At 73.3% G+C, this 11,322-nt stretch carries 12 protein-coding genes; 6 read left to right on the forward strand and 6 right to left on the reverse strand.

Features of this window, described 5'->3' with window-relative positions:
• Positions 1 to 102: 102 nt before the first annotated feature.
• The 3 genes from Asi03nite_RS19105 to fdxA all read right to left on the reverse strand — a co-directional run bounded on the left by Asi03nite_RS19105 (position 103) and on the right by fdxA (position 2,248).
• Positions 103 to 750 (reverse strand): SIMPL domain-containing protein, encoded by a 648-nt coding sequence (locus tag Asi03nite_RS19105; protein WP_203681498.1) that lies wholly within the window; start codon positions 748 to 750, stop codon positions 103 to 105.
• Positions 751 to 827: 77 nt separating this feature from the next.
• A complete protein-coding gene (gene dapC / locus Asi03nite_RS19110; RefSeq protein ID WP_239102790.1) occupies positions 828 to 1,925 on the reverse strand; it encodes a succinyldiaminopimelate transaminase in 1,098 nt (365 codons plus the stop codon).
• Entirely contained in the window at positions 1,922 to 2,248 is a 327-nt protein-coding gene (fdxA, locus tag Asi03nite_RS19115) for a ferredoxin (RefSeq protein ID WP_015625432.1), read from the reverse strand. Before fdxA ends, dapC begins: the two co-directional genes overlap by 4 nt.
• An 81-nt stretch (positions 2,249 to 2,329) precedes the next feature.
• Between fdxA and Asi03nite_RS19120 the strand changes: the two genes are divergently transcribed.
• The gene (locus Asi03nite_RS19120) at positions 2,330 to 3,286 is read left to right on the forward strand and encodes a GNAT family N-acetyltransferase (RefSeq protein WP_203681502.1); all 957 of its coding nucleotides are present in this window, start codon (positions 2,330 to 2,332) and stop codon (positions 3,284 to 3,286) included.
• Between the two features lie 92 nt (positions 3,287 to 3,378).
• Here Asi03nite_RS19120 and Asi03nite_RS19125 read toward each other — a convergent pair whose 3' ends face one another.
• The 3 genes from Asi03nite_RS19125 to mshB all read right to left on the reverse strand — a co-directional run bounded on the left by Asi03nite_RS19125 (position 3,379) and on the right by mshB (position 5,374).
• A complete protein-coding gene (locus tag Asi03nite_RS19125; protein ID WP_203681504.1) occupies positions 3,379 to 3,846 on the reverse strand; it encodes a hypothetical protein in 468 nt (155 codons plus the stop codon).
• 128 nt (positions 3,847 to 3,974) lie between these two features.
• The gene (locus tag Asi03nite_RS19130) at positions 3,975 to 4,436 is read right to left on the reverse strand and encodes a hypothetical protein (RefSeq protein ID WP_239102779.1); all 462 of its coding nucleotides are present in this window, start codon (positions 4,434 to 4,436) and stop codon (positions 3,975 to 3,977) included.
• Positions 4,437 to 4,489: 53 nt separating this feature from the next.
• Positions 4,490 to 5,374 (reverse strand): N-acetyl-1-D-myo-inositol-2-amino-2-deoxy-alpha-D-glucopyranoside deacetylase, encoded by an 885-nt coding sequence (gene mshB / locus Asi03nite_RS19135; protein ID WP_203681506.1) that lies wholly within the window; start codon positions 5,372 to 5,374, stop codon positions 4,490 to 4,492.
• 154 nt (positions 5,375 to 5,528) lie between these two features.
• On the opposite strand from mshB, the gene Asi03nite_RS19140 reads away from it, so the two are divergent.
• The 5 genes from Asi03nite_RS19140 to sdhC all read left to right on the forward strand — a co-directional run bounded on the left by Asi03nite_RS19140 (position 5,529) and on the right by sdhC (position 11,318).
• Entirely contained in the window at positions 5,529 to 7,280 is a 1,752-nt protein-coding gene (locus Asi03nite_RS19140; protein WP_373872140.1) for a S9 family peptidase, read from the forward strand.
• 37 nt (positions 7,281 to 7,317) lie between these two features.
• Positions 7,318 to 8,745, forward strand: coding sequence for a TldD/PmbA family protein (locus Asi03nite_RS19145; protein WP_203681510.1), 1,428 nt, complete (start codon positions 7,318 to 7,320; stop codon positions 8,743 to 8,745).
• Positions 8,742 to 8,900, forward strand: coding sequence for a hypothetical protein (locus Asi03nite_RS19150; RefSeq protein ID WP_203681512.1), 159 nt, complete (start codon positions 8,742 to 8,744; stop codon positions 8,898 to 8,900). Before Asi03nite_RS19145 ends, Asi03nite_RS19150 begins: the two co-directional genes overlap by 4 nt.
• On the forward strand, positions 8,897 to 10,330 hold the full coding sequence (locus Asi03nite_RS19155; protein WP_203681514.1) for a TldD/PmbA family protein: 1,434 nt from the start codon (positions 8,897 to 8,899) through the stop codon (positions 10,328 to 10,330). The genes Asi03nite_RS19150 and Asi03nite_RS19155 overlap by 4 nt, the downstream gene beginning before the upstream one ends.
• A 202-nt stretch (positions 10,331 to 10,532) precedes the next feature.
• A complete protein-coding gene (gene sdhC, locus Asi03nite_RS19160) occupies positions 10,533 to 11,318 on the forward strand; it encodes a succinate dehydrogenase subunit SdhC (RefSeq protein ID WP_203681516.1) in 786 nt (261 codons plus the stop codon).
• The last annotated feature ends 4 nt before the right edge of the window (positions 11,319 to 11,322 follow it).

An 11,322-nucleotide genomic window follows, 5' to 3' on the forward strand; every position in this document is an offset into this window, starting at 1 on the left:
GCGCCCCGCGCATGACGGCCGAGCGGCGCGCCCCCGCTCCCGGTCGGGGCTCAGGGGTGACCCGCGCAGGATGCCGACGTGGCCGCCGCCTTCGCCGGAGGCTCAGATCGGCAGGGTGGGCTCGCTGATCGTGACGGTGACCCGGACCGCGGCGTGCACGGTCTGCATCTCCGGCTCCAGCTCCAGGGACTGCGCGTCCGCGGGAGCGGCCACCGAGCGCATCATGGCACCGCCGGCGGCGAACCCGCCGTCGGACAGCGCATCGGTGATCTCGACCAGCCGGTCGACCCGTGCGCCGACGGCCGCCGCGTACTCCGCGGCCTTCTCCAAGGCGTCGGCGACAGCGGCCCGACGGACGTCGGAGCCGGCCCGGCTGCCCGGCCGCATCCGCCACCACGGGCCGGAGACGCTGGTCAGCTCCTCGGCGCCGAGCTTCAGCAGCAGATCGCCCAGTGCGGCGAAGTCGGTGACGATCACCTCGGTGCTGATGCTGCCGTGGTAGGCCAGCACCTCCTCGCCGCGGCGCTTCGTCTGCGGGCGGATCCACAGGCCCGCGGACTCCCGTCGCTCGATGGCGGCGGCGAACCGGTCGAGCACCGCCCCGATCGCGGCCGACCGCTGGGTGAGGCGTTCCAGCACCGACTCCCGGCTGCGGCCCTTCGACTCCGACCGCACGGAGACGACGGCCAGCTCGGGCAGCACCTCCCGGACAGCCTCGCCGGTGGCGACGACGACCGGGAGGCGCTCCACCTCAGAGGCCTTCCGCGAGACGGCCGGCGGCCGCGGCGACCCGCCCGCCGGTGGCGACGACGGGGAGGCGCTCCATCTCAGAGTCCTTCCGCGAGACGATCGGCGGCCGCGGCGACCCGCTCGTCGGTCGCGGTCATCGCGATCCGCACGTGCTGGGCGGCGGCCGGGCCGTAGAACGCGCCGGGCGCGGCCAGGATGCCGCGCCGGGCCAGCCGGTCCACGGTCTGCCAGCAGTCCTCGCCGCGGGTCGCCCAGAGGTAGAGCCCGGCTTCCGAGTGGCTGATCTCGAAACCGGCCTTGCTCAGGGCGGCGCGCAGGGTGTCCCGGCGAGCCGAGTAGCGGGCGCGCTGCTGTGCGACGTGCTCCTCGTCCTCCAACGCCGCGACCATGGCCGCCTGCACCGGGGCCGGGACGATCATGCCGGCGTGCTTGCGGACCGCGAGCAGCTCGGCGACCAGCGCCGGGTCGCCGCCGACCAGGCCGGCGCGGTAGCCGGCCAGGTTGGACCGCTTGGACAGCGAGTGCACGGCGAGCACGCCTGTGTAGTCGCCGCCGGTCACCTCGTCGGCGAGCACCGACACCGGCTCGGCCTCCCAGCCCAGCGTGAGGTAGCACTCGTCGCTGACCACGATCGCGCCGCGCTCCCGGGCCCAGGCGACCACCTTGCGCAGGTGCTCGGCGGGCAGGACACGGCCGGTCGGGTTGGACGGCGAGTTGATCCAGATCAGCTTCACCCGTTCGGGGCCGACAGCGGTCAGCGAGTCGGAGCGGATCACCTCGGCGCCGGCCAGGCGGACGCCCACCTCGTACGTCGGGTAGCAGACCTGGGGGATGACCACCTTGTCGCCGGGGCCCACGCCGAGCAGCGTGGGCAGCCAGGCGACCAGCTCCTTGGAGCCGATGGTGGGCAGCACCCCCAGGTCACCGGAGGCGTGACAGGACCGGGCCAGCCAGCCCGCGATCGCGGCGCGCAGTTTCGCGGTGCCCGCGGTCAGCGGATAGCCCGGCGCGTCGGCGCCGTCGATCAGGGCCTGCCGGACGACCTGGGGCACCGGGTCGACAGGCGTGCCGACCGAGAGGTCGACGATGCCGTCCGGGTGCGACGCGGCGAGGGTCTTCGCCGGCTCCAGCAGGTCCCAGGGGAAATCCGGCAGGGCCGACGACAGAGCGCTCAGTGCGCGTCCCCGCGCGGCGCCTGGGCGGCGACGAACGTGGCGTCCTTCTCCACCTTGCCGACCTTGGAGGCGCCACCGGGCGAACCGAGATCCTCGAAGAACTCGTAATTCGCGTTGGTGTAGTCCTTCCACTGCTCCGGCACGTCGTCCTCGTAGAAGATCGCCTCTACCGGGCAGACCGGCTCGCAGGCCCCGCAGTCCACGCACTCATCGGGGTGGATGTAGAGCATCCGGTTGCCTTCGTAGATGCAGTCGACCGGGCATTCCTCGATGCATGCCTTGTCGAGAACATCGACGCAGGGCTCAGCGATGATGTAGGTCACGGATCTTCCCTTCAAAGCCACGCCGCGTGGACCGCCGACGACGAATGCAGAGCCTAGTATTCCCGCCGAAGGAGGTAATACGTGCTCCGACAGCAGGATGTGGGACACCGGGTGGTGGTACGGCGAATTGTAGGCGTATCCGATGATCGCCCGCTGTACACGGATGCGCTCGGGGAGCTCGTGGACCTCTCCGAGACCGAACTCACACTCGCCACCGACAAGGGCACGCTCCGGGTGCCGCTGCGCGAGGTGCACCGGGCCAAGCGGGTTCCGCCGGCCCGCCGCCCGCACGCCGCCGCGGTGATCGCCCTCGAGCTCGCCGCGGATCAGGCCTGGCCGGCGCCGGTCCACGCCAAGCTCGGCAACTGGCTGCTGCGCGCCGCGGACAACTGGACCGGCCGGGCGAACTCGGCGCTCGCGGTCGGCGATCCGGACCGCCCGCTGGAGGCGGCTATCGACGCCGTCGAGCGGTGGTACCGGGAGCACGGCCAGCGTCCACTGATCAACGCGCCGATGCCGCTGGCCGCCCCGGTCAACGCGACGCTGGACGAGCGCGGCTGGTCGGCGCGGCCGCTCACGCTGGTGCAGACCGCGGCGCTCGCGCCGATCCTGGCCGCGCCGGCGCGCGCCGGCCTGCCGCCGGTGGACCTGGCCGACTCCCCCGGCGACGACTGGTACGCGATGGTCGCCGAGCACAAGGGGACGCTGCCGGCGGCCGCGCGCCGCATCCTCACCGGCGTGCCGGAGAAGGTCTTCGCCCACGTCCATGACGCGGACGGCGCCCTGGTGGCGATCGCCCGCGGCGCGATCACCGGACCGGAGCGGTGGCTCGGCGTGTCGCTGGTGCAGACCGCCCCGTCCGCGCGCCGCCAGGGCCTGGGCCGGCACGTCGTCCGCGGGCTCGCCCAGTGGGCCGCGCAGCGCGGCGCGACCCGGGCGTATCTGCAGGTGGAGGAACGGAACACGAGTGCGGTGGCGCTCTACGGCCAGCTGGGCTTCAGCACCCACCACACCTATCTGACGCGCGAGGCGCCGTAGAGGCCTGTCCCGCGGACCGCGCGGGGCTCCCGGCGTGCCCGGGGCCGGGGCTGGACCTCGCCTCGCGCTCGCGTGGACCGCGAGGCGGGCCCCTAGCGCCGGACGATCTTGCGAGGTTTGACCGTCCGGCGTTCGCTGAACGCCTTCAGCGAACGGGAGCGGTAGTCCTTGGCCAGCGTCACGGCGGCCCAGTAGCCGATCAGCGTGCCGGCGATGGCGCAGCCGGCGTAGAGCCAGATCTGCGCGAAGAAGTCGCCGCTCCCGTTCGCGAACGGCTCGCTGCCGCTCAGGAACGGCCCCACCAGGACGGTCGCCAGCATCCCGGCGAGGGCGCCGAAGCCCACGTCGGGCAGCCAGTCGCTGGGCCGCCGACGCTGGCACCAGACGAACGTGAGCGCGCCCAGGACGAGCGCGACCAGCGTGAACATCACGACCGAGCCACGGCTCTGTGCGGTGTCCGAGCCGTCGAATCCGAAGCGGACGACCAGCCTGGTCACCGCGTTGATCGCGAACAGGGCGACCGCCAGCACCGTGATCCGGAACCAGCGTTGCTGCCTCATCAGTCCTCCCGGGGAACGTTTCGTGGCCGGGATCGTAGCGCCGCGGCAACCCGCGGTGCTCGATCCCCGGCCATCTTCGCGGATGGCGCGCGCCAGTTCCTAGAGGCAGCCTGTGAGTCGCCTGAAAGTCAGCTGCGCTTCAGCGGTTTCATGATCATCCGGTACGCGTACACGGCGAACGCCAGGCTGCCCACCAGGATCATCACCAGAGCCACCCAGTTGTCGCCGCCGAGCAGATAGTCGCCCTCGGAGGTGCGGGTGCCGGCCGCGCCCAGGACGATCACGGTCCAGAGCGCCCACGGGACGCCGATCGCCCAGTTGCGGCCGATCGTGGTGACGGCGAACCAGGCCAGCGCCAGGTTCGCGCCCAGGGTGAGCGGGATGGCGAGGCCGACCAGCGCGCCACCGCCCTCCCAGATCGCCAGGTCACCGTGGAACAACCCGGTGACGCCGCCGGCCCGCAGGACGCTGAGCTCCAGCTCGATCAGGGAGACGACAAGGGTGGCGACCACGCTGATCAGGACGCCGGCGACGCGCAGCACGGTGTTCCCGCGGTCCTTCCCGGCCGGCGCCGCTTCGGACAGCGTCACGCGCCGCACGGTGTCCCCGCTCTCCTTCCCGGCCGGCGCCGGTTCGGACACCGTCATCGGCCCTCGACGTCCAGGCCGGCGAACAGGTCGCTCTCCCACTTGTACGGCCCCTCGCCCGGCCCGCGCTCGCCCTTGACGAGCGTGTAGTACTCCACGCCCATGAACTCGCCGCCGAAGTCGCCGGCCATCCCGTACAGCCAGGAGTTGTCCGGGATCTGGGTGGCGTGGGCACGCATCGCGGCGGTCTTCTTCGCGTAGTGCTCGGTGCCGTCGATCCGGGCGGCGATCTCCTCGTCCGGCGTGCCAAACGGCAGGTCCTCGACGGTGTCGACGTCGGCGAACGGGTTGCTCTCCGACTCCTTGAACGCCTCCATGCCGTCGCGGAGCACGCTCAGCGGCTGGGCCGTCCAGTAGATCTTCCGCGGGCCGTCCGAGCCGGCCAGCTCGGCGGCGCGCATCGCGACCCGGTGCGCCATGATGTGGTCGGGATGGCCGTAGAAGCCGTTCTCGTCATACGTGATCATGACCTGCGGGCGGATCTCCCGCATGATCTCGACCAGGTGCGCGGCGGCCTCGTCCAGGTCGGCGCCCCAGAACGCGCGCGGGTGCTTGTTGCTCTCCAGGCCCATCATGCCCGAGTCCCGGTACCGCCCGGGGCCGCCCAGCATGCGGTGATCGGTCACGCCCAGCGCGGCGCACGCCCGCTCCCACTCCACCAGACGCCAGCCGCCCAGCTGGTCGGCCTGACCGGCGGCCAGCTGCGACAGCGCGGGGACGTGGATCTCGCCCTCCTCGCCCAGCGTGCAGGTCACCAGCGTCACGTGGGCGCCGGTGGAGACGTAGTGCGCCATGGTCGCGCCGGTGCCGATGACCTCGTCGTCGGGGTGGGCGTGGACCAGCAGCAGGCGGCGGGCGGGCAGCGAATCGGGTGCGGTCACGGCCGATACTGTACGCGCGACCACCGACAGGTTCGCTCGACGAGCCCGACGGTTTACCCGGCGGGAGCACACCCCGATCGGGGATGCTGTGGGCGTGGACTACCCCGGACTCGCCGCGTGCACCGGCGGCTTCAGCCACGGCTCCCCGCACGCGGTGACGGTCGGCGCCGACGGGGCGCGGGCCACCTTCCTGCGATCCTCCGGCCCGGCCGACGGGGACGCCGCGCTCTGGGCGCTCGACCTGGACTCCTTCGACGAGCATCTGATCGCGCCGGGGCCGATCGACTCGTACGCGGTGGACCGCGACGCCCGGGTGGCCGCGTTCGCCCGCGGCGGCCGGCTGTTCCGCGCCGACCTGGCGGCCGGCGCCGTGACCGCGATCCCCACCGCCGACCCCGTGCACGATCCGCGCCCCGACCCGCCGGGAGTGCGGATCGGCTACGTCACCGACCCGGGCGGGTCCGCGTCGCTGCGGGTCACCGGGCCGGACGGGGACCGGCTGCTGGCCGGCGAGCCGGGCAACGCGTGGCGCGAGCACGGCGGCAACATCGCCTGGGGGGTGGCCGGCGCCGGCGCTGCCGAGTTCGGCCGGACCCGGGGCTGGTGGTGGTCGCCGGACGGGACCCAGGTGCTCGCGGTACGCACCGCCGGGTCGATCAGCCTGCACCTGCTCGACCTGGACGACGGCTGGGTCGACGTGCACTGGGACCGGGAGACGTACCCGCATCTGGCGCAGGTGAGCTGGTCCGGCGGCGGGCCGCTGATCACCGTGCTGCGCCGGGCGCAGCAGCACGGGCTGGTGCTCTCGGTGGATCCGCGGACCGGCGAGACGCAGGTGCACGCGGAGCTGGCCGACGCCCGCTGGGTGGAGCCGATCCCGGGCACGCCGCGGCACCTGCCGGACGGGCGGGTGCTGGTCGGCGGGGAGCTGGCGCACGACGGGTTCGACGCGCGCTGCCTGTTCGCCGACGGCAGCCTGGTCACCCCGCCCGGCCTCTACGTGCGGCGGGTGGCCGGCACGCTGCCCCGCCCGGACGGGCCACCCGGCGCGCCGGACCTGATCGTCGAGGGCAGCCTGGCAGACCCGGCGATACGCGAGGTGTTCCGGGTACGGACATCGCTGGGCGGGGGCGGCCCCGAGGTGATCCGGCTGGCCGACGCCTCGCCCGAACTGGTCACCGGCGGGGACGTGCTGATCGTGGGCGGGCGGGTGTGGCGCGGTGACCGGTGGGCGGGCACGTTGCGGTCGCTGGCGGCGCCGTTGCCGTACCGCCCGGAACCGGTGCTGGAGCGGGTCACCGACCGCCGCCTGCCGGCGGCCGTGCTCTATCCGGCCGGTTTCGTCGGCGGCGGCCTCCCGGTCCTGGTGGCCCTCGGCGACGGCCCGGGTGCCCAGCAGGTGCGGGCGGAGCCGGCGGCCTGGCAGGAGCGGCAGTGGTGGGCCGACGCCGGCTTCGCCGTGGTCAGCGTCGACTGCCGGGGTACGCCCGGAGTCGCGCCCAGCTTCGAGAAGGCGGTCCACCGCAGACTTGCCGACCTGGTCCTGGCCGACCTGGTGGATGCGCTGCGGGCGCTCCCCGGCAAGCACCCCGACCTGGACCTGACCCGGGTGGCGGCGTACGGCCGGGGGCTGGGCGGCTGGCTCGCCGCGCTGGCCGCGCTGCGCGGTCCGGAGGTGTTCCACTGCGCGGTGGCCCGGAACCCGGTGCTGAACTGGGGTGATCTTCCCCGGCCGGTCGCCGAGCGGTACCTGGGCGACCCGGCCGACTCGGCGCACGTCTACCGCAGCCACGACCTGACCGGGGAACTGGCCGAGGCGGGCCCGGACGGCCCGGTCCTGCTGACCGGCGCGGAGCCCGGCCTGCCCGGCGAGCTGGCGTGGATCAAGCAACGGTTGGCCGCCTGAGAAGGTTTTGTCGCACCGGGCCCCTAGGGTCGGGGGCATGAGCCACTTCGATGAGGCGGGCGCGGCGGTCCAGGCCGCGCTCGACGCCGGCGCCCGCTATGCGGACGCCCGTGTCATGGTCTGCCGCACCGAGTCGATGACGGCCCGCAACGGCGCCGTCGAGGACCTCGGCTCCGACGAGAGTGCCGGTCTGGGCGTGCGCGCCCTGGTCGGCTCCAGTTGGGGCTTCTACGCCGTTCCCGATCTCTCCGAGCCGGCCGCCCGCGCTGCCGGGCGCCGGGCCGCGCAGATCGCCGCGGCCAGCGCCCAGGTGGCCGGCCCGCCGGTCGAGCTGACCCGGTCCGAGCCGGTGACCGCGAGCTGGGCCAGCGACTGCGTGGTCGACCCGCTGTCGGTGCCGCTCTCCGACAAGGGCGACCTGCTGGTCCGGGCCACCACCGCGGCCAAGGAGGCGGGCGCCGACCTGGCCCAGGCCGGTTACGCGATCTGGGACACCCGCAAGTGGTTCGTCTCCAGCGAGGGCCACCGCATCGACCAGCACGTCCGGGAGTGCGGCGGCGGGGTGACCGCGAACGCGATAGGCGAAGGTGAGGTGCAGCGCCGTTCCCTCCCCGGGCAGTACGGCACCCGTGGCTGGGAGCTGGTCGAGGAGCTCGATCTGGTGGGCAACGCGCCCCGGCTCGCCGAGGAGGCGCGCGAGCTGCTCACCGCGCCGCTCTGCCCGGCCGGCGAGACCACGCTGATCCTCGGCGGCTCGCAGCTCGCCCTGCAGATCCACGAGTCCGTCGGGCACGCCATCGAGCTGGACCGGATCCTCGGCTGGGAGGCCGCGTTCGCCGGCACCAGCTGGCTGGACCTGAGCCGGCTGGGCCGGTTGCGCTACGGGTCCGAGCTGATGAACATCACCATCGACCCCACCTTCCCCGGCGCCCTGGGCAGCTTCGGCTACGACGACGAGGGCACCCCCGCGACGAAACGGCACGCGGTCCGCGACGGCGTCTGGGTCGGGGTGCTGGCCGGGCGCGACTCGGCAGCGGTAGCCGGCCTGGACTACGCGGGCAGCGTGCGCTCCGACGGCTGGTCCCGGCTGCCCATGGTGCGGATGACAAACGTCGGCCTGGAGCCCGGGCCGCACACCCTGGACGAGATCATCGCCGCCACCGACGACGGCGTGTTCATGGAGACGAACCGGTCCTGGTCGATCGACGACCGCCGGCTGAACTTCCAGTTCGGCTGCGAGATCGGCTACGAGATCAAGAACGGGAGACGAGGCCGGATGCTGCGCAACCCGACCTACACCGGGATCGGCCCGAAGTTCTGGCAGTCGATGGACATGCTCTCCTCCGAGACGATCGCCTGGGGCACGCCGAACTGCGGGAAGGGCCAGCCCGGCCAGGTCGGGCACACCGGGCACCCGGCGGCGCCGGCCCGGTTCACCAACGTCCGGGTGGGGGTGCGCGGATGAGCGGGCTCGCGAGCGAATCGACCGGCGCGGTCATCAGCTCGTCGCGGCGCCGGAGCGCAGCGGAGGTGACGCGCATGAACGAGCTCGCGAGCGAATCGACCGGCGCGGTCATCAGCTCGTCGCGGCGCCGGAGCGCAGCGGAGGTGACGCGATGAGCGCGGAGCTGCAACTCGCGGCGAAGGTCGTGGAGCTGGTCCGGGAGCTGGCCGGCCGCTCCGCCGAGGCCGAGGTGAACGTCCGGCACCACGCCCTCGCGCTGACCCGGTTCGCCAACTCGGCGATCCACCAGAACGTGGCCGAGGCGACCACCGGCGTGCGGCTGCGGCTGCACCTGGACGGGCGGACCGCCACCGGCTCCACCACGCTGACCGGGGCGGACGGGCTGCGCTCACTGGTCGGGCGGACCATCGCGGCGGCCCGGGTCACCCCGCCCGACCCGGGCTGGGCCGGCCTGACGCGGCCCGCCGCGCTGCACGTCTCGGCCGGTCACCCGGGCTCCGGCGAGCACTCCGGGCTGGCCTTCGGGTTCGACGAGGCGACCGCCCGGGCCACCCCGGCGGAACGGGCCGAGCGGGTCCGCGCGTTCGTCGCCGCGGCCGGCGGCCTGGAGACGGCCGGCTTCTGCCGCACGGAGTACGTGTCGGCCGCCTTCGCCAACACCGCGGGCCAGGCCGTCGACGGTCGCACCGCGGAGGCCGCGATGGACGGCATCGCCCGCCATGACGGCGCCGACGGCGTGGCCCGGCTGGCCGCGTCCCGGCTCGCCGACCTGGACGGGGCGGTGCTGGGCGCCCGCGCGGCGGCCAAGGCGCGGGCCGCCGCCGGCCCGATCGAGCTGCCCCCGGGGCAGTACGAGGTGGTGCTCGAGCCGACCGCGGTCGCCGACCTGCTGCAGAACTTCTCGGTCTTCGGCTTCAACGGCAAGTCGTGGACGCAGAAGCAGTCCTTCGCCGAGCTGGGCGCGGAGCAGTTCGACCCGTCGGTGACCATCGTGGACGACCCGCTGGGCAGCCGCGGCGAGCCTGCGCCCGGCCTGCCGTTCGACGACGAGGGCACTCCCGCGCGGTCGCTGGTGCTGGTCCGGGAGGGGGTCACCCGGGCGGTGGCGCACGACCGGACGTCGGCGGCCGAGGCCGGCGCCGAGTCGACCGGGCACGCCTCGCCGGCGTCGCGCTCGTGGGGCCCGTTCCCCGGGCATCCGCGCCTGGAGGCCGGCCCGCCGCCGGCCGGGGGCGCCGTGGACGGTCCGCCAGCGATCGCCGAGTCGGCCCGCCCGTTCGTCGCCCGGATGCGCCGCGGCCTGCTGGTCACCGACCTGTGGTACACGCGGGTGCTGGACCCCAAGACACTGGTGGTGACCGGTCTGACCCGCAACGGCGTGTGGCTGGTGGAGGACGGGGAGGTCACCCGTGCGGTGGGAAACCTGCGTTTCACCCAGTCCTACCCGCGGGCGCTGGGGCCGGGCCGGGTGATCGGGATCGGCGCCGAGTCGGTGCTGCTGCCGGATTCCTGGGGCGGTTCCCGGTACGCGGCGCCGGCCCTGCACCTGGCGTCCTGGAACATCACCGGCAACGCGTCCGGGTGATCCTCTAGCCCATCGGTAACCGTCTTTGCGGGCCGGGATGATGTTTTTGTGACGTACTTGGCATCCCCGGTCCGCAAAGAATCCGACCTTCGGCGTAACGTGTGCGACACATCACCGTCGCGAGGACGGCTGAGGGCGGCTACCCGTGTGTCCGCTTCCGGCCGGCCCCGCGCACCTGGCGCGGCACCGGCAGGGGGATGACATGACGACGACGGCAACAAGGCCGGGTCGCGCACGCGCGGCCATCTCGGCACGGACACTCCGGACCGACCGATGGTGGCTGGCGCCACTGATCACGGTCCTCGGGCTGAGCGCCTGGGTGATCTATGCGACCGTCCGGGTGTTCCTGCACCGGGACTTCTACGTCGCGGACTACCACTATCTGACGCCGTTCTACTCGCCGTGTCTCACCGACCGGTGCGGCGACGCCGCCGAGTTCGGCACTCCCCTGCCGAACTCCTGGCTCATTCCGGAGGCGGCCTTCACGCTGCCGTTCCTGCTGCTCTTCCGGCTCACCTGCTACTACTACCGGAAGGCGTACTACCGGGCGTTCTGGCTCTCCCCGCCGGCCTGCGCGGTGCCCGACGGCCACCGGCGGTACTCCGGCGAGACCCGGTTCCCGCTGGTGTTCCAGAACGCCCACCGGTACGCGTTCTACGCCGCCTTCCTGATCTCGATCATCAACACCTGGGACGCGGTCCGCGCGCAGACCACCGGTCTCGGGCTGGGCAACGTGATCCTCTGGGGCAACGTGATCATGCTCTGGGCGTACACCTTGTCCTGCCACTCCTGCCGGCACATCGCCGGCGGCCGGCTCAAGCACTTCTCCCGGCACCCGGTGCGCTATCGCCTCTGGACGTTCGTGTCCAAGCTCAACACCCGGCACATGCAGCTGGCCTGGATCACCCTCGGGACGCTCGCGCTGACCGATTTCTACATCATGGCGGTCTCCGCCGAGTGGTTCTCCGACCTGCGGTTGATCGGCTAGGAGG

Source organism: Actinoplanes siamensis (assembly GCF_016862395.1).
Classification (GTDB): Bacteria; Actinomycetota; Actinomycetes; order Mycobacteriales; family Micromonosporaceae; genus Actinoplanes; species Actinoplanes siamensis.

Excerpts from the sequence above, each read along its gene's own strand:
- Asi03nite_RS19125 (WP_203681504.1), bottom strand. The coding sequence starts at position 3,846 with ATGAGGCAGCAACGCTGGTTCCGGATCACGGTGCTGGCGGTCGCCCTG.
- Asi03nite_RS19145 (WP_203681510.1), top strand. The coding sequence starts at position 7,318 with ATGAGCCACTTCGATGAGGCGGGCGCGGCGGTCCAGGCCGCGCTCGAC.
- Asi03nite_RS19150 (WP_203681512.1), top strand. The coding sequence starts at position 8,742 with ATGAGCGGGCTCGCGAGCGAATCGACCGGCGCGGTCATCAGCTCGTCG.
- Asi03nite_RS19155 (WP_203681514.1), top strand. The coding sequence starts at position 8,897 with ATGAGCGCGGAGCTGCAACTCGCGGCGAAGGTCGTGGAGCTGGTCCGG.
- sdhC (WP_203681516.1), top strand. The coding sequence starts at position 10,533 with ATGACGACGACGGCAACAAGGCCGGGTCGCGCACGCGCGGCCATCTCG.